Genomic DNA, 23,111 nt, shown 5'->3' on the forward strand with positions numbered 1-23,111 from the left:
ACGGGTCGGGGCCGGGCCAGCGGTGGTCTAGTTCGCGGTGCAGGTGGGGGTCATGCCGGATCCGCTGCCGTTGCCCTGGAAGCCGAATTCGGTGACCTGGCCGGGGTTGAGCCGGCCGTTGTAACTGACGTTGGCGAATCGGACGGTGCCGGTGCTACCGCTGGCGCTGGCGTTCCAGGTGTTGGTGACGCTGGCCCCGCCGGGCAGGGTCATGGTGACGGTCCACCCGTTGGTGCCGGCGGAGCCGGCGGTGATGCGGACGGTGGCGACGAAGCCGCCGGTCCAGGAGTTCAGCGAGACGGTCGCGGTGCAGCCACCGTTGCCCGGCGGCGTGGTCGGGCCGGGCGGGGGCGTGGTCGGGCCGGGCGGGGGCGTGGTCGGGTTCGGTTGGCCGCCCTGGAACTGGGAAAAGAACTGCCAGATCTCGCCCTTGGTCCAGGTGTTGACGCCGCTTTCGGTGTAGGTGCCGTCGACCGGGCCCGGGGTGTGGCCGTTGTCGTACGCGGCCCACTGCACCGGGTACCCGGAGCGGCAGCCCGGGTAGGCGGTGGTGATGTGCGCCCGGCTGCCCTGCGCGGGCTCACCGGGGCTCTGCTGGGCGCAGCCGTTGTTGCGGACGAACGTGTCGCGCAGTGACCGCCCCATGGAGATCGGTAGGACGTTGTCGGTGATGCCGTGCAGTCCGAAGTATGCGACGGGCTGGGTGCCACCGCTGCACCCGCTGATCAGCCCGCCGGAGATGACCGCGACGGCCCGGATCTCGTCAGGCCGCGCGCAGGCGAGCGCGTAGCTCATCCCACCGCCCCAGCTGAAGCCGAGGGCGAAGCGCTGGGTGGTGTCCACGCAGAGGTCGCTCTCGATTCGCTGGACCATGTCGTCGAAGAAGGTGACGTCCTGACCACCGGGGTTCGCCCAGCCATTGTCGATACCCTGCGGGGCGACCAGGATCGCGCTGTTGTTGGACAGTTGCTGCTGGCCGTAGTACGCCCAGGCGGCGCCGCTGCTGCCACCTGAGTTGATCTCGTTGGCGGTGCCCCCGCGCCAGTGGTAGGCGATGATCAGCCGGTACTGACGGGCGCTGTCGTAGTTGGCGGGCAGCCGCAGGATGAAGCTGCGGCTGCGGCCGCTGCTCTGGACCGTGTGGGTGCCGTTGCCCATTGTCGGGTTTCGGCCGCATCCGGCGCTCGCTGCGGCGATGCCGAGATCCGTGGTCGACACCACGCCGGTGCCCACTGTCGTGCCGGCGCTGTCGAGATGTGCGCTGTCGAAGCTGCGGCCGAGTGTCGTGCCGGCCGCTGCCACCGCGACCAACGCCGCGAGCAGGAGAGGTCCGGAAGAGAATCGAGTTTTTGACATTGCCACTTCCTTGGATTCATGGCACAGGGTGGGGTGCGCATGCCGGCTCACGCGATCGATGTGTCCGGTGGTCGTATCCGCCGGTTCGGACGTTGGCCGTAACCCGGCTCGGCGCTCGGCATGCCCTGGGCGGACGACTCGATCTAGGGCTCGACCAGCGGCTCGCCCGGTGAGTCGCAGGTCTCCTAGGCATTGATTGTTATCGATAACACGGTGGTCGTCAAGTCGTGTCGGCCGGGATCGGTCGAAGGGGTCGGGAAAGGCCTTCCCTGAGAGCCGCCCGAAGGCTGCAGGCTGCTCCGACATGATCTGTGGGGCGGTTGTCTGGACGGATCCGTCGGCGATGGGTGGGATCTCGGATTCGATTTAGCTCACCGGCCGTCCCCCGGATCGGGTCGGTCCGTCGGGCGGAGGTGGTGTTAGCGATAACAGCGACCGCCCGGGGGGGGGCGAGGTCCGTACTGGACGGATTCGACTGTCCTGGTGGAGGCGCTTTCCTGGCGGTTGCCGGATCGTCGGGCGGTGGTCGGTGCGCCCGCCCTCCTGTTCGTAGTTGCCTGCGGGTGCGTCGCTGTGCCAAGCTGCTAGTGTTATAGAACACACCCTCATAGTTATAGACCTGTTGAGGATTATCCAGACGGCTGACAGCGGAGAGGTGACATCGTGGCCGACGTACTGCAGAGGTCCAGGAGTGCCGGGATGGGTGACCCCGGACCGACCGGACGGTTCGGCCGCTACGGCGGCGGCTACGTGCCGGAGTCGCTGGTTGAGACCTGCCGGCGGGTGGAGGAGGCGTTCCGGCAGGCATGGTCGGACCCGGGTTTCCGGGACAGCCTCACCCGCATGCTGGCCGTGCACGTCGGGCGACCGACGCCGCTGACGCCGGCGCTGCGCCTCTCCGCGGAACTCGGCGTCCACCTGATGCTCAAGCGGGAGGACCTGACCCATACCGGCTCCCACAAGATCAACAACGTGCTGGGTCAGGCGCTGCTCGCTCGTCGGATGGGCCGGTCGCGCCTGATCGCCGAGACCGGTGCCGGGCAGCACGGCGTCGCCGTCGCCACCGCAGCGGCGCTGATCGGCCTGCACGCCACCGTCTTCATGGGTGAGCGGGACATCGAACGGCAGGCGCTCAACGTGTTCCGGATGCAACTGCTCGGTGCCGACGTGGTTCCGGTCGGTACCGGCAGCCGCACTCTCTCCGCCGCCACCGGCGAGGCCATGCGCTACTGGGTCGGGCGTACCGACGACGCGCACTACTGCGCCGGCTCGGTGATCGGTCCGCACCCGTATCCGTGGATGGTGCGGACCTTCCAACGGGTCATCGGCGACGAGGCGCGCGGCCAGTGCGCCCGCGAGCTGGCCAACGCGGTGCCGGACTACGTCGTGGCCTGCGTCGGCGGTGGCTCCAACGCCGCCGGCACCTTCGCCGGTTTCGTCGACACGTCCGCCCGGCTGGTCGGGGTGGAAGCGGCTGGTGGCGCCGGCGTGACTCTCGGCCGGGTCGGCGTCCTGCACGGATGCCGCTCCCGGTTCCTGCAGGACGACGCCGGCCAGATCGTCGAGGCGCACTCCATCGCCGCCGGACTCGACTACCCGGGCGTCGGGCCCGAGCACGCCCACCTGCGCGATCTCGGTCGCGCCCGGTACGAGACGGTGTCCGATGACGAGGCGGCCGCCGCCGTGGTCCGGCTGGCCCGTACCGAGGGGATCGTGCCGGCGCTGGAGTCGGCGCACGCGCTCGCCTGGGTGGTCCGCGCGGCCGGCGCGGGTGAGCTGCCGCCTGGCGCGACCGTCCTGCTCACCATCTCCGGGCGAGGCGACAAGGATGTCTCGACGCTCAAGGACGGTCCGACCCCCGGTGACGGTCCGACCCCCGGTGACCCGGCATGACGCTTGAGAACCGGCTGCGGCGGCGCCGGGCCGCCGGGCGCAAACTGCTGATGCCGTACGTCACCGGTGGGATCACCAGGACCTGGCTAGACCAGCTGCGGGCCTTCGTCGAGGCCGGAGCCGACGCGGTCGAGGTCGGCCTGCCGTTCTCCGACCCCACCCTGGACGGCGCCACCATTCAGGAGGCGACCCACCGGGCGTTGGCACGCGGGGCGACGACCCGCGGCATCCTCGACGACCTCGCCGGTGCCGCGGCCGACGTGCCGCTGGTGGCCAGCACCTACTACAACCTGGTCCTGCACGCCGGCTCCCAGCGGTTCTGCGCCGCGCTGCGCGACGCGGGAGTCAGCGGTCTGATCGTGCCGGACCTGCCGCTCGGCGAGTCCGACGAGTTGGCCGGCTCGGCTGCCTCCGCCGGCATCGACCTGGTCCTGCTGGCCGCGCCGACCACCCCGCCACCCCGGCTGGCGCAGATCGCCGAGCGTAGCCGGGGCTTCGTCTACGCCGTGTCGGTGATGGGCACCACCGGCGAGCGGACCACGGTCGCCGACTCCGCCGGGGCACTTGCCGACCAGCTACGGCGAAGCACGGACCGGCCGGTCATGGTGGGATTCGGCATCTCCACTCCGGAGCACGCCGCGCACGCCGCCCGCTCCGCCGACGGCGTCGTCGTCGGAGCCGCGCTGATGCGTCGGGTGCTGGACGGAGCCAGCCCGTACGATGTCGGCAGCTACCTCGCCCGGATGCGCCGCGCCCTCGACCAGGACCTGCCTCCGGGCGGTGGACGGTGGACCAGAGCGTGACCGAGCAGGAGCGTGACGACCGTGACCGCGAGCCCTGGACCCGCTCCGAGGTACCAGGCCATCGCCACCGACCTCGCGGCGAAGATTCGGGGCGGCGAGTACACCCCTGGCGAGGCGCTGCCTCCGCAACGCGAGCTGAGCGCCGCCTACGGCGTCACCCTGATGACGTTGCGCCAGGCCCTGCGTCGGCTCAGCGACGACGGGCTGATCGTGCAGCAGCCCGGCCGGGGCACCTTCGTCGCCCCGCCGCACCTGGCGTACGAACTCGGCTCGCTGCACAGTTTCGCCGACGACCTGGTCAGACAGGGCCACGAGGTACGCACGACCGTGCTCGCCCGGTCGGTGCGGCTCGCGTCGGCTCGCGCCGCAGCCCAGTTGCGGATCGCGCCGGGCGAGCACGCGCTGCGGCTGGAGCGACTGCGTGAGTTCGCCGGCCGTCCCGCGATTCACCAGGTCTCCTGGGTACGCCAACCGCACGCCGACCGGCTCCGCGGCCGCGACTTCACCGCCGAGTCGCTGTACGGCGCTCTCGCCGACATCGGCGTCTCGGTCGCCAGGGCGGCCGAGACGGTTCACCCTGGCCTGCTCGACTCCGTCGTCGGGCCCCTGCTGAAGGAACCGGTCGGCAGTGCCGTGTTCGTCAGCAACCGGATCACCTACGCCGTCGACACGACCGCCGTCGTCGTCGACCGGGCCACCATCCTCGGCAGCATGATGGAGATCCGTACCGAGCGGGCGGTCACCGGTCTGTCGCTGCGCTGGGGTGCGACCGGTTGAGTTGACCTCGGCTACACCCGATGGTCGTCGCGGTGGGCGAGGGCGAGGCACCGCAGCCGCTCGGCCGCCCCGGTGGCCCGGGTGAGCGCGGTCCTGACCTCGGCCGCTCCCCGGCCACACTTGATCATGTAGAAGAGGAAGAGGTTGATTGACGCCACGGACAAGGCGTACACGTACACGTCCTGCAGCGCGCCCTGGTAGACCGCGAGCCCGATCGTCCAGACGATCCCCGCGTAGAACAGCGAGGACGGCGTCCACTCCGCGAACGACGCGAGCCCGGTGACCTTCGCGTCGCTCGGCGGTACGGTGCTCAGCCCACGCCGACGTGCGTCCGCCAGGGCACGTCGGGCGAACAGGAGGACGGCGCTGTTGGTGAACAGCGACAGGGTCTGGCCGATGGCGCTGTTGATCGGCCACAGCCGGGGGTCGTAGAGCACGATCGGCAGCACCAGGACGGCGCCGGTGACCGTCTGTATCCGGATGGCGAACTGGGCGAGGGCTGCGCGGACGGTGAGGCCGCCGGCCCGCCAGCCAGCGGCCAGCGGATTCATGCTGGCGAAGATGTTGTGGTAGTACTTCGCCGACACCATCGCGTACGTCAGACCGACCAGCAGGGCCGGCGCGTTCGCCTCGATGTCCGGTATCGAGTACCCGGGAGCGCGTAGCGAGTCGAGGACCGGGAAGTGATCTTCCGAGCCGCCCAGCGTCCGTTGCAGGGACTCCACCATCCGGTTGCCCCAGGACCAGTCGAACTGCCGGATGATCCAGATGAGGGTGATGGCGCAGGTCACCGCCCAGGCCACGGAGGAGAGCCAGGACCAGGCCAGCAACCGGGCTGCGGCGAGGGCCGACGCACGGCCGGCGGCACCCGGCTCAGCCCGGCGCGTCCGGTAGATGCGACGCAGCTGACCGGGGGCACCGGCGAGCGGTCGGAACAGTCCGAGGGTCAGTCGGGTCTGGAACAGCTCCCAGGTGCCTCGGACCAGCCGGTCGTCGGTCGGCGGCGTCCGGGCCGCCTCGGCGTCGAGTTCCGCAGCGAACGTGTCGTGGAGTCGGGCGTACCGGGAGACGTCCGGTGCCGGTTGCTGTTCTTCACCGGCTGCGGCGTGCCGCTCGGCGGGGTCGGTGTCCGGCGAGAACAGCAGCAACCGATGGTCCGGGTGGGTGTCGATGAGGTCCTCGATGAACCGGGCCAGCAGCGGCGCGTGGGCGTAGAACTCGTCTGGAACGACATCACCCGGTTCCCCGCCACCGAACATGGTCAGCAACTTGCCCAGCGAATAGACGTCGGACTTGTCACCGGCCGTCCCGTCGGCCTTCACCTCAGGAGCGATGAACTGTCCGTCCGGGCCTTCGAGCGCGCCGAAGGCGTACGTGTACAGGTAGTTCGCGCCGATGTCGATCAGCCGGAAAACGGGTCGGCCGTCCCGGTAGGTCACCATGATGTTCGACGGGGCGAGGTCGCCGTGCCCCCGCCTGGTCGGCTCGGTGGGGTGGTTGCCGGCGTTGAGGAACCGGTCGAGCTCCGCGAGCGCCAGGAACGCGGCCGTGCCGTAGTCCCGCAGGTCGGCCAGGAGCGCGAACCGGTCGACCGAGGCCTCGCCGAGGCCCTGGTCGTCGCCGGATGTCGCCGAGGGTCCGGGGCGGGCACGTCGCGCGGTGCGGCGTCGCGCGGTGCGTTCCCGCCACACCTCGTGCAGCGGACGCCCGGCGACGAAGTCCATCAGGATCCAGCTGTGCGAGCTGGCCCAGACCGCGACCAGATGTTCCGCCTGGGCACCGGCGAGATCGTAGAGCCCGGCGTACGCCTTCGTCGTGCTCGCGATGCGCGGGATCCGCAGGTACGGGTAGAGGATCAATTTGAGGGCGAAGGGTCGACGCAGCCCGCCCCGTCGCGTGCCGGACCCGCGCAGGATCAGCGAGGTGGTGCCGTGCTCATGGAAATCGAGGGTGTCGAAGTCGACTCCGGCGGTCCACTCGGACCCCGCGACGGCATCCTGACCGGCCTGGTCCGGAAGCGGTCCGCCGACCGGCCGGTACAGCTCGCGGATCGTCTCGCGTACCGGCCGCTGCCGGACGAGACGCCCGCACACGCCGGGACAGTCGTGACCGGGTGGGGGTGTGCTCCCGTCGGTGGTACCCGCCCGGGCCGGCGCGGCGGCGGTTCGGCGGTCACTCGATTCGGCCAGGCCGGTCAGAGTGATCAACAGCAGCGCCAGGAAGCCGACCGTCTGCCGACGCGGCGGCGGCAGGTCGGCGGCACCATCGGCGAGCCGGTCGCAGTGCCGCGCCAGTCCGTCGAGGACCGCCTTCCAGCTGCCCGGGCGGAACCGGTCGTCGAAGGACCGCTGGTCGAACGGCACGTCACGCAGCAGCGCCCGCCAGGAGGTCAGGTCATCGGCCGTCGGTCGGTTCGTCGCCGTCGTCCGCCGCCCGGCGGCCGACTCACCGCCGGCCGGCAGCAGCAGTTTCGCCAGCCGGTCGAGCTCCGGACCGGGCGGCGTGGGTGGTCGGGAAAGCTCCTCGACCAACTGGTCGAGGGTCGGTCGTCCGGCCATCAGCGCTGGTCCACGACCATCAGACGGGGTACCGCGTGCAGTCGTCCCGACCGGAGCAGATCCACCGGCCGTCCCTCGACCGCGCAGTACATCAGGGAGTACGCCCGGCGTGCCGCGCTGATCAGCAGGTGCGAGCGCAGTTCGTGCCGCTTGACCTCGGTGTCCTCGGGCAACGGGGCGAGGTCGAGGACGTACGGCGGCAGCTGGCTCGCGGTGCCGCGCCGGGCGGCGAGGTCGACCTGGTCGCGGAGCCGTTGCCGGACCGAGGCCAGGTAGGCGGCACCCAGCCCTTCCTTGATTCTCTCCAGGTAACGGCAGGTGTACCGGTGCTGCAGACCGAGCCCGCCGTTGCCGCTGCGCATGGGCCGGGTACTCAGGGAGAGCACGTGGGTGCATCCGTCGCGCAGCGCGAGTCGGAACGGCAGCGCGGTGACCACGCCACCGTCGAGAGCCCGCCAGCCCCGGAACTGCGCCGTTCCCCGTACGGCGATCGGCAGCCAGGCGGAGGCCAGCAGCGCTGCCTTGAGGTCGGCACGGTCGGAGAAATCGGATACCAGCCGGGTGGAAATTGCATCGACATCGGTGATAGCTACATGAAGTGGGAGGTCGGCTGCCAGAACGCGGTCATAGGCGAGCGGCTTGATGATCTCGACGATCTCTCCGAACGCGTAGTCGAGATCGAGGATGTTCCCGCCACGCAGGCCGCGGGTGAAGTCGATGAACCGGCGGCTGGTCAGATCGTCGTAGTAGATCGAAACGGGGTACCAGGTCCCGCCGGCGAGGAAATAGGCGCTGTTCACCGCGCCGGACGAGCAGCCGTACACCGCGTCGAACGCGTCGCTGAAACCCTGGTCCTCCAGTGCCGCGAGCATCGAGGCGGAAACGACGCCGCGCATCCCGCCGCCCTCGACCGCAAGGCCGACCTTCGCCGTGTCACCGGGATCGCGGGCACCGGGCCGGCTGCCGGAGTCGCGCCGTTTCCGAATGATCTTGAGCACCGGGTGCTCGGCGTCCCAGGGCTGCAGCTCGATGGCGTCCGGTGACTCGCCCACGATCTCAATCGACCTTCTCGGCGAAGCCGTGACCGGCGGGCGACACCATCGACGATGGACTCACTCTACCGATGTTGCCAGTCGGCGGATCTGTTCGGCAAACGCGAGTATTCGCAGATACCGGGACACGGGTGCGGGGCCCCTGGAATCGATCTTCAATTCGGCGTCTCCTTCGTGAAGAATACTCCGATGGTCCCGGTCTCACAGCCGTTGTTGCTCTATCGTCGCGTCACGCGCCACGCACTACACGGCCCCGTCGGGTTCGAGTGGGCGGTTCTGGCGCAGATGTACCAACTGGGCACCGTCCGCGAGTGAGAGGAGCCGCAGATGGCGACGACACTGCAGGGCAAACGGGTCGCCTTCCTGGCCGCCGACACGGGTGGAGGAGGTCGAGCACACCCAGCCCCGCGAAGCGATCGAGACGGCGGCCGCCACCGTCGGCCTTCCGGTAACCGGGTCACCCGTCCGTCTGCTGCGGGCAGGTGGACGGGGAGCCGATGAGGACGGCAGTTCGTTCCGTTCAGCGGGACCGGATCATCCGCCGGACGTGGCGTCTGCGGGTGTCAGCCGGTGACCGAGAACGAGTTGGTGACGAAGTCGCGGCCGCCGGCCGATGAGGTGATCTCGTAGCCGAACTGGACGTCGCCGATGGTCACGTCACCGAACCAGCCCCGATCGCGGATCCAGCGGACCACGGCGGCCACGTCGACCCAGCCCGAGTGGGTGTTGCTGGTCCGGATGAACGAGTAGACCTGGTTGTGGCCGTTGGAGCCACGGTAGATACTCCAGGTGTGCCCGCCGACGCTGGCGGTGGTCTGGAAGCTGCCCAGCGGACCGACCGGGCCGTACCTGTTCATCCACAGCATGATCTCGTGCGCGTGGTCGGTGGTCCAGACGTCGTACGCGGTGGTGAAGGCGACGCCGCTGGTCGGTACGGTCACGTTGAAGTCGCTGGTGACCTGGCCCAGCTGGCTGACCCGGCGGCCGATGTACCGGGTGGCGTTCGGGTAGGACTTGATGCCGCCGGTGTTCGGGTGGTCCGCCCACACGCCCCAGTTGTGGGGGGAGTTCGCCCAGATCGTCTGGGCGCCGAAGCCGGATCCCCAGATGTTGTTGTAGAGGGTGTAGCCGCCGCTGTTCCAGGTGCCCCAGCGGTCGGACGACCACCAGACGGCAGCGTGGGCAGGGGCGGCGGTGGTCACCGCGGTAGCGGCGATCATCAGCACGGTGGTGGCGACGGCGACGCCGAGTCGGATGAGGCGCATACGGACTCCTGCGAGAATCGGTGTGGCGGTGGCCATACCAATTTAAGTTGCGTACCACAACTAAGGAGTCGATCGACCGACGTCTTTGCGGGTGCCGCGTGTCATCTCAATCAATCTGAAAGTGTTAGATTTCCGACGCCAGCCGGTACGGGCGCGTCGTTGAGCCCGTACCGGCTGCCGGTCCGCCGCCGGTGGCTGGCGGCTGTCCGCGACCCGCAGTGACCGCGGGGCGGCGTCAGCGCTGGTCCGTCAGCGCGGCGGGGGACAGGTGCCGGGCGTACGCCTCGGTCGTGAAGAACGCCGGCAGGTCCTCGCCGAGCGTGGTCTCCTCGACGATCCGGGCCGCCGCCTCGGCGCGGTCGCGGTCCGGTCCGTCGCGTCCGTCGACCAGCGCAACCAGCTCCCCGGCCAGGACCGACCGGACCAGGTCCTCGGTGACGCACCCACCGTCGGCCAACGGGGTGCCGTGGTGCAGCCACTGCCAGACCTGACAGCGGGCGATCTCGGCGGTCGCCGCGTCCTCCATCAGGTTCCACAGGGCCACCGCGCCGGCACCGCCCAGCCAGGCATCGACGTACCGCAGCGCCACCGCGACGTTGGCGCGGACCCCGGCCGCCGTCACCTGGCCGGGCGTCTTGTCCACCGCCAGCAGGTCGGTCGCGGTCACCGCCACCTCCTCGCGCAACCGGTCGACCTGGTGCGGACGCCCGTCGAGCACCGCGTCGAAGACCTCCCGGCAGGTCGGCACCAGACCCGGGTGGGCCACCCAGGAGCCGTCGAAGCCGTCGCCGGCCTCGCGTTGCTTGTCCGCCCGCACCTTGCCCAGCGCGGCCTCGTTGACCTGCGGGTCCCGGCTGGGGATGAAGGCGGCCATCCCGCCGATGGCATGCGCGCCGCGTCGGTGACAGGTCCGCACCAGCAGTTCGGTGTACGCCCGCATGAACGGCACCGTCATGGTCACCTCGGCGCGGTCCGGCAGCACGAAGTCCGGCCACTGCCCGAAGTTCTTGATGATGCTGAAGATGTAGTCCCACCGGCCGGCGTTCAACCCGGCCGAGTGCTCCCGCAGCTCGTACAGGATCTCCTCCATCTCGAACGCGGCGGTGATCGTCTCGATCAGCGTGGTCGCCCGGATGGTGCCCTGCGGCAGGCCGAGCCGGCGCTGGGCGAGGACGAACACGTCGTTCCACAGCCGCGCCTCGCGGTGGCTCTCCAACTTCGGCAGGTAGAAGTACGGCCCGGCACCGGCGTCGAGCTGCCGGTGGGCGCAGTGGAAGAAGTACAGCCCGAAGTCGACCAGGCTTGCCGAGATCGGCCGCCCGTCCACCACGATGCCCTTCTCCACCAGGTGCCAGCCGCGTGGGCGGACCACGATCGTGGCCGGCTCCTCGCCGAGGGCGTACCGCTTGCCGCGCTCGTCGGTGAAGTCGATCCGCCGGTCGAGGGCGTCCATCAGGTTCAGCTGCCCACCGATCACGTTGCGCCAGGTCGGGCTGGTGGCGTCCTCGAAGTCGGCCAGCCACACCTTCGCGCCCGAGTTCAGCGCGTTGACGGTCATCTTCCGGTCGGTCGGTCCGGTGATCTCCACCCGCCGGTCGACCAGCCCGGGTGCGGGCGGCGCGACGCGCCACGTCGGGTCGGTGCGGATGTGTTCGGTCTCCGGCAGGAAGTCGGGCAGCTGGCCGGAGGCGTACCGGGCCCGCCGGGCGCGGCGGGTGTCCAGCAGCGCCACCCGCCGGGCGGCGAACTCGCCGTCCAGGGCGATCAGGAACTCCAGCGCCTCGGCGGTGAGCACCTCGTCGAACCGGTCGGCCATCGGGCCGAGGATCTCGTACCTCACGCGAACTGCTCCTCCTCGGTCGAACCGCGCAGCGCGGTGGTCTCGCCGGCCGGGTTGAGCACCGTCGAGATCAGGTCGAAGTAGCCGGTACCCACTTCCCGCTGGTGTTTCACCGCCGTGTAGCCGGCCGGTTCGGCGGCGAACTCGCGCTCCTGCAGCGACACGTACGCGCTCATCCCGTCACTGGCGTAGCCGCGCGCCAGGTCGAACATCGAGTAGTTCAGCGCGTGGAAGCCGGCCAGGGTGATGAACTGGAACTTGTACCCCATGTGGCCCAGCTCCCGCTGGAACTTGCCGATGGTCGCGTCGTCGAGGTGCTTGCGCCAGTTGAACGACGGCGAGCAGTTGTACGCCAGCAGCTGGTCCGGGTACTCGCGCTTGATCGCCTCGGCGTACCGGCGGGCGACCTCCAGGTCCGGGGTGCTGGTCTCCATCCACAGCAGGTCGGCGTGCGGCGCGTAGGCCAGGCCTCGGGCGATGCACGGTTCGATGCCGTTGCGCACCCGGTAGAAGCCTTCGGCGGTGCGCTCGCCGGTGACGAACGGCCGGTCCCGCTCGTCGATATCGGTGGTGAGCAGGGTGGCGGCCTGCGCGTCGGTGCGGGCGATGACCACGCTCGGCACGCCGGCCACGTCGGCGGCCAGCCGGGCGGCTTCGAGGGTACGGATGTGCGCGCCGGTCGGGATCAACACCTTGCCGCCCAGGTGGCCGCACTTCTTCTCGGCGGCCAGCTGGTCCTCCCAGTGCACCCCGGCCGCGCCGGCCGCGATCATCGCCGTCATCAGCTCGTACGCGTTGAGCACGCCGCCGAAGCCGGCCTCGGCGTCGGCGACGATCGGGGCCAGCCAGTCGGTCGCCGGGCCGTCCCCGCCGCCCGGCCCGGCACCGTCGGGTCCGGCGCCGTCCGCACCGCTCTCGGCGGTGCTGATCTGCGCTGCCCGTAGCAGCGCGTTGTTGATCCGGCGGACCACCGCCGGCACCGAGTTCGCCGGGTAGAGGCTCTGGTCGGGGTAGGTGTGCCCGGCAAGGTTGGCGTCGGCGGCCACCTGCCAGCCGGACAGGTAGATCGCCTTCAGCCCGGCCCGGACCATCTGCACCGCCTGGTTGCCGGTGAGCGCGCCGAGGGCGTGGACGTAGTCCTCGCTGTGCAGCAGCTGCCACAGCCGCCGGGCGCCGTGCCGGGCCAGGGTGTGCTCCTCGGTGATGGCGCCGCGCAGCCGTACCACGTCGGCGGGGCGGTAGCTGCGCCGCACCCCGTGCCAGCGCGGGTCGGTGTCCCATTCGTGTCGCAACTGATCCACTGCGGTCTGCACGGTCTCCACTGCGGTGGGCATCGTCGTCTCCTTCGGGTGGCGTGCGACCAACGGTCACACGACGCCGGCGACTGGTCGAGAGACGGAAGTAGCCAATTATTGAAAAGTCGTCGGCCCATCTAGCCAACTTGCGAAAGCGTCCATTCGCAGGCCTGCTAATGCTGGCCGGGCGCGTGTTAACGTTGGCGGATCGCAGCCGGGACGAGCGTGGAGGTGAGGGCGATCGCCAAGACCTTCGCCGGTGCCAGACTGCGCCGGATGCGTGAGGACCGGGGAATCAGTCAGACCGAGTTGGCCCGGCAGCTCAACATTTCAGCGAGCTATCTCAACCAGATCGAGCACGATTCCCGGCCGTTGACCGTCGCGGTGCTGATGCGGATCACCGAGGTCTTCGGCGTCGACCCGACCAGCTTCGCCCCGCACGACACCCCGCGACTCGTCGCCGGGCTGCGCGAGGCGCTCGGCTCCCGCACCGGCATCGGCGACCTGACCGAGTTCGCTTCCCGGCTGCCGGAGGTGGCCGAGGCGGTGCTCGACCTGCACCGTCGTTACCAGCAGGCCGACGAGCAGCTCTCCGAGCTCGTCGGCGACCGGGAGCGGGTCGGCCACAGCCCGCACGACCAGGTCACTGAGTTCTTCTACCGGCGACAGAACTACGTTCCGGCAGTCGACGAGGCCGCCGAGCGGCTGTCCGATCAGATCGGCATCCGCCGTGGCGAGGCGCGGGCGGCGCTGCAGGACCGGCTGGCGCAGCGACACGGCGTACGGATCTCCCGCGACGACGCCGACTCCCTCGGCGGCGAGCTGCACCGCTACCGGCCGCAGACCCGCACCCTGCACCTGTCCACCTCGCTGCGACCCGGACAGGAGGCGATCCGGATGGCCGCGCAGATCGCCCTGCTGGAGTACGCCGACGTGATCGACGAAATCATCGAGGAGGAAGGGTTCGACGACGTCCAGACGCAGATCCTCACCCGGGTCGGCCTGGCGAACTACTTCGCCGCCGCACTGATCCTGCCGTACGAGCGGTTCCTCACCGCCGCCGAGCGCCGTCGCTACGACATCGACCTGCTCACCGAGCACTTCGCGATGGGCTGGGAGACGGTCTGCCACCGGTTGAGCACCCTGCAGCGGCCCCGTTCGCGCGGGGTGCCGTTCTCCTTCGTCCGGGTCGACCGGGCCGGCAACATGTCCAAGCGCCAGTCGGCGACCGGGTTCCCGTTCTCCCGTACCGGCGGCACCTGCCCACTGTGGAACGTCTACGAGGCGTTCGGCTCGCCGGGTCGGGTGGTCACCCAGGTCGCCGCGATGCCCGACGGCCAGCGCTACCTGTGGATCGCCCGGACCGTCATCCGCCACCACGGCGGCTACGGTCAACCCGGCAAGGTGTACGCGATCGGCCTCGGTTGCGAGACCCGTCATGCCGGTCGGCTGGTCTACTCGGCCGGGATGGACCTGCACGCCGCCGACGCCGCCACCCCGATCGGCCCCGGCTGCAAGACCTGCGAACGGATGACCTGCCCGCAGCGGGCCGCTCCGCCGATCAGCCGGCGGCTCGACGTCGACGAGAACCGCAGCACCTTCATCCCGTACCCGCTGCGGGACTGATCCGTACCTGCTGCGGGGACCGACCCGTGATCTTGCGGGACCGGGCGGCGATGCCACGCCGCCCGGTCCTGCGGCCTGGCCGGCGCCGGTCTCAGGAGACTCCGACCCGCTGCCACTGCTGGTTGCCGCCGGTGCCGCAGGTGTACTGGATCACCCGGGCGCTGTCGGCGGTGGAGTACCCGGCGACGTCGAGGCACTTACCGCTGTGCCGGGCCACGGTCCGCAGGTAGCCGGAGCCCGCGTCGACCAGTTGCCACTGCTGGTCGGTGCGGCCCGGCTGGCAGGCGTACTGGGCGACGGCGGCGTGGTCGGCGGTGGAGCCGTTCGACACCGTCAGGCAGCGGTCGCTGTGTCGGGCCACCAGTTGGTGGTAGCCGTTACCCAGGTCACGTAGTTGCCAGTGCTGGTTGCCGCCGTTGTGGCAGCCGTACTGGGCGACGCCGGCGCCGTCCGCGGTGGACTCGTTGAGCACGTCGAGGCACTTGCCGCTGTGCCGGGCCCGCAGCGTCTCGTAGGCGTACCCGCCGCCGACGCCGGTGACCTGCCCGGTCGCGGTGTCGATGCTGATCTGTGGATGCCAGCTCATGCTCAGCGACGTGTTCGACGGGAAGGTCAGCGGTAGCCAGACGTAGCGGGACTCGTTGACCCGGCCGCCCCAGGCGCTGGCCCAGCGGTCACCGAGGTACAGGTACGAGGTGGTGGCGGTGCCCTGCACCGGCAGGACGTAGGCCGGCTGCGAGCCGTAGGTGATGCTGTCACCGAACGTGGTCGGGGCGGTCCAGGTGCCGGTGATGCTGTAGGCGGTGGCGTACCGGGCCTGGTTGGGCTGCCAGCCGGTGGCGCCGGAGGTGACCAGGAAGTAGACGCCGTTACGTTTGAACATGGCCGGCGCCTCCCGGTAGTTGCCCGGCCACAGGGTCTGCACCAGGGCGGCGACGCCGGTGTAGTCGGGGGTCAGCCGGTAGATGTTCAGGTCCGCGTTGACCCGGGTCGAGGAGATCAGGTACGCGGTGCCGTCGTCGTCGCGGAACACGGTCATGTCCCGCGAGTCGTACCCGAGCGGCCGGAAACTGCCCAGGTACGTGTAGTCGCCGTCGACGGTGTCGGAGGTGGCCACCGCCACCCGGGCCTGGCCGTAGTCGACGCCGTTCTCCCAGTGCATCCAGAGCACGTACCTGCCGGTGGCCGGGTTGTAGAGGATCTTGGGGCGCTCGATGTTGGCGACGGCGAGCTCCGGGCTGCTGGACTGTCGCAGCACGTGGTTGCGCAACTCCCAGGTGCGCAGGTCGGTTGACCGGTAGACGGAGACGTACCGGAAGGTGTGGTCGTCGTGGCGGTTTTCACCGAACCAGTAGTAGTACCCGCCCACCTTGATCATGCCGCCGCCGTGGGCGTGGACGCCGGCGCCGGTGGTGTCGGTGAACTGGGTGGCATTGGTGACGGTGACCGGTGCGGCGGCGGCCGGTGCGGCGGCGAGCGCGAGCGCGGCGACCAGCATGAGCGGGACGGGCAGGGCGGCGCAGGCGGTGCGGACCAGGCGCCGCCGCCAACGGCGGGGGTGTTCCCCGGGGCGGGGTGCGGCAGGCATCGGCTGCCTCCTTCGGGTGGCCGGATGTGGCGTCGCGGACGTACGGCACCACGTGTGTCGATCCAGACTAGGCGTAAAAGCGACATGAATCGATGGGATGGCTCGCCGGTCACCTGTGGATCGTCGTACGGTCGTACCGACCGCCGACCGCCGACCGCCGACCGCCGACCCTCGACACTTGATTTTCGACTTTCGCCCTCGACCACGATCCTGACAGGAGCATCTGGTGTCCGACGCCCCGAAGACCGCGAACACGGCCGAGCCACTGCACCCGCTACTCGCCGACCGGTGGAGCCCGCGTGCCTTCGACCCGGAGCACCGGCTCACCGACCGGCAGCTGACCGCGCTGCTGGAAGCCGCCCGCTGGGCACCCAGCTGCGGAAACAGCCAACCCTGGCGGTTCGGCGTGGTCCGCCGTGGCGACGCCGCCCACGTCAGCCTGCTCGCCGCGCTCGACCCGGGAAACCGGGTTTGGGCGCATGCCGCCGCCGCGTTGATCGTGGTGGCCGCGCAGACCGTCGCCGACAGTGGCGCGAGCCGCCCGTGGGCCGCCTACGACACCGGACAGGCGGTCGCGCACCTGTCGATCCAGGCCCAGCACGAAGGGCTCGCCGTGCACCAGCTCGCCGGCTTCGACGCCGAACGGGTCGCGGCGCTGCTGCCCACGGCGGCGGTCACCCCGCTGGTCGTCGTCGCCGTCGGTCGCCGGGCGGCCACCATCGAGCTCGACGAGCCGCTCGCCACGAGGGAGCGCGCCGACCGGCACCGCCTGCCCGTCGCCGACCTGCTGCTGTCGGTACGCACGGCGTCGGTGCCCGACCCCGTGTGACCGTCACCCCGGTTGACCTGGGTGGCTAGCATTTCGCGGGACCGGTGCGCCGAGCCGGCCGAGTCGGGCGCCGACCGAGAGCTGCGGAAGGGGAACCGTGTCACGGGTCCAACAAGGTATACGCAACGCCGCCTATGCGATAGCCGAGGGTAACGATCCACGTCAGATGGCCATGGCCGAGCTGCGCCGCCGTGGCGGTGCCGGCACCGGCGGGGCCGGCGGCGGTCAGCCGGTCGAGGACGGGATGGACCCGGTCGACTTCCCGGCGGCCCGTGACCTCGGCGGGAGCATCGACACCGTCATGGAACAGCGCCGGGTGCCGCTGGACGACGCGGGGGAGGTGCTCAACCGCAGTGAGCAGCGGCGCGGCGAGGGCGGCGCGGCGCACGTCATCTGCCCGATGGTGATTCCGCGCGGCCGTTCGCTGCTCACCATGCTGCCGGTGTCGCTGCTGCTGGTGCTCGGCGTACTCGGCTCCGCGGTGGTCTCGGTCGCCGGTGGCGACCTGTTACTCAACCCGTTGTTCGGGATCCACTACTGGGTGCTGTCGCTGTTCGCCGTCGGCTTCGTCTGGTGGCGCCAGGGCATGGTGATGGTGCCGGACGGCTGCGCCGCGTTGATCACCCGGTTCGGCAAGCTGGAGCAGGTCGTCGGCCCCGGCCGGGTGATCCTGCTGAACCCGTGGAAGCGGGTGTCGTACATCGTCAACACCACCCGCGAGTACCCGTTCAACGCACCGGTGCGTGAGGCCCCGACCAAGGGCGGCGTGAAGGCGTCCATCGACCTGTTCATCCAGTTCCGGATCAGTGACCCGGTGGAGTTCGTCTACACCCTCGGCGCGGTCCGCGGCTTCGAGGAGAAGCTCAGCAACGCGGTCAGCGAGACCATCCGCAGCCTGATCTACGAACAGCAGGCCGCCGACATCTACAACATGGTCGGCGAGGACACCGGTCGCCTGCTGGAGCAGCTCAACCAGCAGTTCCTCCCGGCGGTCGAGCTGACCAACGCGAACATCACCCACGCCGAGCCGTCCGACCGGGAGTACCGGATGGACCTCGCCGCGCCCGAGATGGTGCGGGTCGCCAAGGACGCCTACACCCACCAGTACGCGTTGCAGCTGCGCAAGGAGCAGGACGAGGGCGACCTGACCAAGGAGCTGGCCACCCTGCACGAGACCCTCTCCGGCATCCAGGCCGAGATCGCCCAGTACCAGGCGCAGATGGACACCGCGGTCGAGCGGGAGACCAACCGTGCCGAGGCGCTCGCCCGCCAGCGGTACGTGCTGGCCGAGTCCGAGGCACGGGCCAACGCCGCCCTGCTGGAGGCGCAGGCCCTGGACATCCGGGCGGTCACCGCCGCCGAAGCACCGGAGATCCTCGACTACCGCTACCAGCGGGAGGTGCTCGACACCCTGGAGGAGGTCGCCGACCACCTGCCCCGGCTGGTGCGCATCGGTGGCTCCACCGGCCCGGACGGCGCGGTGGGCGTGGACCTGCTGAAACTGGCCCGCGAACTGGTCGGCGAACGAGGTGCCGAGCTGTTCAGCGAGACCGACATGGCCGCGATGCGTACCCGGCTGACCGAGGTCGCCGCCCGGATCGCCGAACGTGAGCCGGAGATCGCCGCGCTGCGTGCGGCCGACCAACCGACAGTGCCGGGCACCGACGCCGGCGTTTCCCTGGCTCCCGGTGCGCCTGAGCCGACCGACGACGACCCGGAGGCACAGCGGTGATGAGCAAACTCAGTGGCGGCAGGTCGGTCATCTCCGAGGCGGTGGCGCCGTGGAGCGAGCTCGCCCAGCTGCTGCGCGGCGGTGACGCGGGCAGCCTCGTACCGGTGGTGATTCCCAAGCACCGGCGCCGGCTCGGCTGGATGGTGCCGCTCTGGCTCGGTCTGCTCGCCCTGCTGTCCGGCGTGATGTTCACCCTGCACGGTGCCGACGGGCTGGTCGGCGCCGCGTACGGCGCCCTCGCCACAGCCAGCTATCTCGCCGGCGTGGCGCTGCTGCTGCTCGGCGCGCTCTGGTGGTGGCGGTCGTCCATCGTGGAGATCGAACAGGGCACTCATGGGGTGCTGACCCGCTACGGGGCGGTCGTGCGCACCCTGGAACCGGGCCGGCACTACCTGTGGCATCCCTGGTCGCGGGTCGACTTCGTCGTCGACGTGGCCACCGAGATTCCGTACTCGGCGCCGGTGATGGCCTGCCCGACCCGGGAGAACGTGCCGCTGCGCTCGATCGAGTTCTTCATGAAGCTGCGGATCACCGACGCGGTGCTGTTCGTCCGGGCCATCGGCGCCGGCAACTTCGACCTGGTGCTGTCCAGCGCCGTGCAGGACGCCATCCGGCAGCGGGCCCGCCAGGTGCAGACCGAACGGGCGTACGACCTGCGTGGCTCCGACGTCGCCGACATGCAGGAGCTGCTCAACCGGCAGCTGTCCCGCTACGGCGTGCGGATCACCGGCTGCAACATCCCCGACGTGCAGCTGCCCGCCCAGTACCAGCAGCACCTGGCCACCCGGGAGCGGGTCGCCAAGGAGCACGCCGCGTACGAGCAGGAGTGGGGGCTGACCCGCAAGCGGCGCATCGACAGCCTGCAGATGGACATCGAGCGGGCCAAGAAGGTGCGCGACGCCCGGTTCGTCGAGGTCAAGGCGGCCCTGAACAAGGCTCGCGAGCAGGTCGCGCAGCTGTTGGAGGAGCAGGAGACCAACGCGCAGCGGGTCCGGTTCGAGATCGAGACCCGGGGCCGCAGTGGGCTGATCGCCGCCGAGAACGAGGCCAAGGCGCAACGCCGGCTGGCCCAGGCGTACCGGGACAACCGGGCGGTCCTGCAGTACGAGCTGGCGCTGCGCCGGCTGGAGGTGGGCGCTGCGCTCGCCGGCAAGGCCCCGCAGCCGGTGGTGGTACGCACCGACGGTACCGGCGGCGGCGACGCCTCGGCACTGTCCACCCTGCTCACCGCGCAGTTGCTGCCGCGTACCGTCGCGTTGCCGGCCCGCGGCGCCGCCGCGAGCGCAGACGACGCCGACTGAACGACCCGACCGAGGTCGACCCCGGTCCGGGTACGGTGCATCCACCGCACACCGGACCGGGGAGGACGACATGACAGTGGACGGATGGGTCGACGGTGGGTTCACCAACCCGGTGCTGCCCGGCTTCCACCCGGACCCGAGCGTCTGCCGGGTCGGCGACGACTACTACCTGGCCTGCTCCAGCTTCGAGTACTTTCCCGGCGTACCGATCTTCCACAGCCGCGACCTGGTCAACTGGACCCAGATCGGCAACGTGCTGGACCGCCCCGAGCAGCTGACCATCCCCGCGTCGGCACCGTCGTCCGGCGGGGTGTACGCACCCACCCTGCGCCACCATGACGGCCGGTTCTGGCTGATCACCACCAACGTGGCGGACGGCGGCGGCAACCTGCTGGTCTCCGCCGTCGACCCGGCCGGTCCGTGGTCGGACCCGGTGCCGCTGCCCGGCGTGGCCGGCATCGACCCCGACCTGACCTGGGACGACGACGGCAACTGCTGGTGCACGACCGCTGGCGTCGGGCAGGTCCGCATCGACCCGCGGACCGGTGCCGCGCTCGGGCCGACCCGCCGGCTGTGGTCCGGCACCCCGGGAGCCCAGGCACCGGAGGCCCCGCACCTGTACCGGATCGGTGCCTACTGGTACCTGCTGATCGCCGAGGGCGGTACCGAACGCGGCCACGGCATCTCCGTCGCCCGGGGCCCGGCACCGGACGGCCCGTTCGAGCCGTGCCCGGCGAACCCGATCCTCACCCACCGCGGCACCGACCTGCCGATCCAGAACACCGGCCACGGCGACCTCGTCCAGGCACCGGACGGCTCCTGGTGGCTGGTCCTGCTCGGCGCCCGACCGCGCGGCGGCACCCCCGGCTGGCACGTGCTCGGCCGGGAGACGTTCCTCACCCCGGTCGACTGGGTCGACGACTGGCCGGTCGTCGGCGCGCTCACCGAGCGGATGACCGCCCCGCGCTGGCCGGCGGAGCCGGTGACACCGCCGCCGACCCGGGACGACTTCGACGGCGACCCGCTGCACCCACAGTGGCTGTCGGTGCGGTCCCGGCCCGCCGACGCCTGGTCGACGAGCCGGCCGCCCGGCTGGCTGACCCTGCACGCGCGCGGCGCGTCGCTCGACGCCCCGGACGTCACCTTCGTCGGCCGCCGTCAGCAGCACCTGTCCTGCCGGGTCCGGACCCTGATCGACCCGGGTGCCGGCCGGGGCGGCCTGGCGGTGCGGATGGACGAGAACCACCACTACACGGTCGAGGCCGGCGGCGGCGAGGTGCACGTCGCGGCCCGGATCGGCCCGCTGCGGCCGGTGCTGGATGCCCGACCGGTGCCGCCCGGGCCGGTGGTGCTGCGGGTCGACGCCGTCCCGTCGCCGACCTGGCATCCCCGGCAGGGGCCGGACGTGCTGCGGCTCGGCCTCGAAACCGGTGACGGTGAGTTCACCGTCCTGGCCGAGCTCGACGGCCGTTACCTGTCGACCGAGGTCGCCGGAGGCTTCACCGGCCGGGTGATCGGCATGTACGCCGCCACCGGCACGGTCCGCTTCGACTGGTTCGACTACCTCCCGGACCACGGCTGCCAGGTGTGACGGCTACCGCCATCGTCGCTGGTCAGCCGGGGTGGCAGGTGTGACCGGCGTCCTTGGTGCCGATGATCACCGGTGGTTAGCGTGACCGGATGGTCTCACCCGGCACGGCCAGCGCCGACAGCCCGGCCGGTGTCCCACGGCCGCAGATCCCGCTGCTGCTCGGCGCGGTCTTCCTGGTCTTCCTCGGTCAGATGTCGATGAACCCGATCATCGCTCCGCTGGCCCGGGAGATCGGCCTCGCCGAGTGGCAGGTCGGGGTGACGATCAGCATCTCCGCGTTGACGGTCGTGGCCACCAGCCAACTGTGGGGGCGCCGGTCCCAGTCCTGGGGCCGCAAGCCGGTGCTGGTCGCAGCGTTCACCCTGGCCACCCTGACGATGGCGTTGTTCGCGCTGCTCGCCGACCTCGGCATGCGGGGCGTCGTGACCGGCAGCACGTTGTTCCTGCTCTTCGTGGCGTTCCGGGGCGTCGGGTTCGGAGCCGCGCTCGCCGCCGTGCCGCCGACCGCGCAGGCGTACATCGCCGACGTCACCGACGACCAGTCCGCCCGGGTCAGGGGGATGGCCGGGATCGGGGCGGTGCAGGGCGTGGCGATGGTCGTCGGCGCGCTGGTGGGCGGGCTGCTCGCCGGGTTCGGGCTGATGGCTCCGCTGGTGGTGGTGCCGGTGCTGCTGGCCGCCGGGCTGGTCGTCGTCGCGGTGCGGCTACGCCGGGAGCACCGTACCGAGCTGATCGAGGAGCCGGTACGGGTCAGCGCGTGGGACGCCCGGGTGTGGCCGTACCTGCTCGCCGGGTTCGGCATGTTCACCGCGCTCGGCTTCGTCCAGGTGGTCAGCGGATTCCTCGTCCAGGACCGGTTCGGACTGGATGCGGAGGCGACCGGGTTGATCGCCGGTACGGCGCTGCTCGCCGCCGGTGTCGGGATGGCGTTCGCGCAGACCGTCGTGGTGCCGCGCAGCGGCTGGCGGCCGGCGAGGCTGCTGCGGGTCGGCGGTGCTGTCGGGCTGGTCGGGTTCGCTCTGCTGGTGCCCGACACGCACATCGCGTTCCTGGTGGTCGCGATGGCCATGATCGGACTGGGTCTCGGTATCGCGATGCCCGGCTACGTCGCCGGTCCGACGCTGGCGGTTCGCCGCGAGGAACAGGGCGGGCTGGCCGGCCTGATCGGTGCCACCAACGGGCTCACCTTCGTGCTCGCACCGACCGCCAGTACGGCGTTGTACGCGGTCTGGGCGCCGCTGCCGGTGCTGATCGGTGCTGTCGTGATGGCGTGTGTCACGGCCTTCGTCCTGATCCATCCCACGTTTCGCTGACGCGTCGCGGGCCTCGAGGATGCCCAAGGGATCAGCGCGGTCATCGCTGCGCGGCCCTGTCCCCCGCGTCGACGAGCAGGTCCCTCAGGTCGACCCGGCCGGGCAGCAGACTCCCGGCTGTTGACGTGATGACATCTATCAATATGATGTGTTGTGGAAAGCGCTTTCACGCACCTCACCGCAGGTTACCGAGGTTCAGGAGGTGACTCGGCCGACCGGCCGGCACCGGCCGGTCGGCGGATGCCAACTGCTGTCTCATCGTCGAACCTCACCCACCAGTGGTCCCGGTCGT

At 70.6% G+C, this 23,111-nt stretch carries 16 protein-coding genes; 9 read left to right on the top strand and 7 right to left on the bottom strand.

What is annotated here, in order from left to right; all coding sequences use genetic code 11:
• Window positions 1–27: 27 nt before the first annotated feature.
• Window positions 28–1,356 (bottom strand): cellulose binding domain-containing protein, encoded by a 1,329-nt coding sequence (locus tag O7621_RS17150; protein WP_282230188.1) that lies wholly within the window; start codon window positions 1,354–1,356, stop codon window positions 28–30.
• Window positions 1,357–2,055: 699 nt separating this feature from the next.
• On the opposite strand from O7621_RS17150, the gene trpB reads away from it, so the two are divergent.
• Genes trpB through O7621_RS17165 form a run of 3 tightly spaced genes read left to right on the top strand, consistent with a single transcriptional unit; the run spans window position 2,056 to window position 4,829 of the window.
• On the top strand, window positions 2,056–3,249 hold the full coding sequence (trpB, locus tag O7621_RS17155; RefSeq protein ID WP_282230189.1) for a tryptophan synthase subunit beta: 1,194 nt from the start codon (window positions 2,056–2,058) through the stop codon (window positions 3,247–3,249).
• The gene (gene trpA, locus O7621_RS17160) at window positions 3,246–4,052 is read left to right on the top strand and encodes a tryptophan synthase subunit alpha (RefSeq protein WP_282230190.1); all 807 of its coding nucleotides are present in this window, start codon (window positions 3,246–3,248) and stop codon (window positions 4,050–4,052) included. Before trpB ends, trpA begins: the two co-directional genes overlap by 4 nt.
• A gap of 21 nt (window positions 4,053–4,073) precedes the next feature.
• Entirely contained in the window at window positions 4,074–4,829 is a 756-nt protein-coding gene (locus O7621_RS17165) for a GntR family transcriptional regulator (RefSeq protein ID WP_282230191.1), read from the top strand.
• An 11-nt stretch (window positions 4,830–4,840) separates the two neighbouring features.
• Here the strand turns inward: O7621_RS17165 and O7621_RS17170 are convergent, their stop codons facing one another.
• The 5 genes from O7621_RS17170 to aceA form a co-directional block, all read right to left on the bottom strand.
• Window positions 4,841–7,387 carry a hypothetical protein gene (locus O7621_RS17170; protein WP_282230192.1) on the bottom strand — a complete coding sequence of 849 codons (2,547 nt, stop codon included), beginning with the start codon at window positions 7,385–7,387 and terminating at the stop codon, window positions 4,841–4,843.
• Window positions 7,387–8,439 (bottom strand): patatin-like phospholipase family protein, encoded by a 1,053-nt coding sequence (locus tag O7621_RS17175; RefSeq protein ID WP_282230193.1) that lies wholly within the window; start codon window positions 8,437–8,439, stop codon window positions 7,387–7,389. Before O7621_RS17175 ends, O7621_RS17170 begins: the two co-directional genes overlap by 1 nt.
• Window positions 8,440–9,002: 563 nt before the next feature.
• Window positions 9,003–9,704 (bottom strand): hypothetical protein, encoded by a 702-nt coding sequence (locus tag O7621_RS17180; RefSeq protein WP_282230194.1) that lies wholly within the window; start codon window positions 9,702–9,704, stop codon window positions 9,003–9,005.
• Between the two features lie 235 nt (window positions 9,705–9,939).
• Window positions 9,940–11,544: a malate synthase A gene (aceB, locus tag O7621_RS17185; protein ID WP_282230195.1), complete on the bottom strand. Its 1,605-nt coding sequence runs from the start codon at window positions 11,542–11,544 to the stop codon at window positions 9,940–9,942.
• Window positions 11,541–12,878, bottom strand: coding sequence for an isocitrate lyase (gene aceA, locus O7621_RS17190; RefSeq protein ID WP_282230196.1), 1,338 nt, complete (start codon window positions 12,876–12,878; stop codon window positions 11,541–11,543). Before aceA ends, aceB begins: the two co-directional genes overlap by 4 nt.
• A gap of 192 nt (window positions 12,879–13,070) precedes the next feature.
• On the opposite strand from aceA, the gene O7621_RS17195 reads away from it, so the two are divergent.
• Entirely contained in the window at window positions 13,071–14,465 is a 1,395-nt protein-coding gene (locus O7621_RS17195; protein WP_282230197.1) for a short-chain fatty acyl-CoA regulator family protein, read from the top strand.
• A 91-nt stretch (window positions 14,466–14,556) separates the two neighbouring features.
• Here O7621_RS17195 and O7621_RS17200 read toward each other — a convergent pair whose 3' ends face one another.
• On the bottom strand, window positions 14,557–16,053 hold the full coding sequence (locus tag O7621_RS17200) for an RICIN domain-containing protein (protein WP_282230198.1): 1,497 nt from the start codon (window positions 16,051–16,053) through the stop codon (window positions 14,557–14,559).
• A gap of 226 nt (window positions 16,054–16,279) precedes the next feature.
• On the opposite strand from O7621_RS17200, the gene O7621_RS17205 reads away from it, so the two are divergent.
• The 5 genes from O7621_RS17205 (at window position 16,280) to O7621_RS17225 (ending at window position 22,819) form a co-directional block, all read left to right on the top strand.
• A complete protein-coding gene (locus O7621_RS17205; protein WP_282230199.1) occupies window positions 16,280–16,882 on the top strand; it encodes a nitroreductase family protein in 603 nt (200 codons plus the stop codon).
• A 166-nt stretch (window positions 16,883–17,048) separates the two neighbouring features.
• Entirely contained in the window at window positions 17,049–18,614 is a 1,566-nt protein-coding gene (locus tag O7621_RS17210) for an SPFH domain-containing protein (RefSeq protein WP_282230200.1), read from the top strand.
• Window positions 18,614–19,915, top strand: coding sequence for an SPFH domain-containing protein (locus O7621_RS17215; RefSeq protein ID WP_282230201.1), 1,302 nt, complete (start codon window positions 18,614–18,616; stop codon window positions 19,913–19,915). The genes O7621_RS17210 and O7621_RS17215 overlap by 1 nt, the downstream gene beginning before the upstream one ends.
• Before the next feature lie 70 nt (window positions 19,916–19,985).
• Window positions 19,986–21,506, top strand: coding sequence for a glycoside hydrolase family 43 protein (locus tag O7621_RS17220; protein WP_282230202.1), 1,521 nt, complete (start codon window positions 19,986–19,988; stop codon window positions 21,504–21,506).
• 89 nt (window positions 21,507–21,595) lie between these two features.
• Window positions 21,596–22,819, top strand: a complete 1,224-nt coding sequence (locus tag O7621_RS17225) for an MFS transporter (RefSeq protein ID WP_282230203.1) — start codon at window positions 21,596–21,598, stop codon at window positions 22,817–22,819.
• The last annotated feature ends 292 nt before the right edge of the window (window positions 22,820–23,111 follow it).

It is taken from the genome of Solwaraspora sp. WMMD937, from assembly GCF_029581175.1.
Taxonomy (GTDB): Bacteria; Actinomycetota; Actinomycetes; order Mycobacteriales; family Micromonosporaceae; genus Micromonospora_E.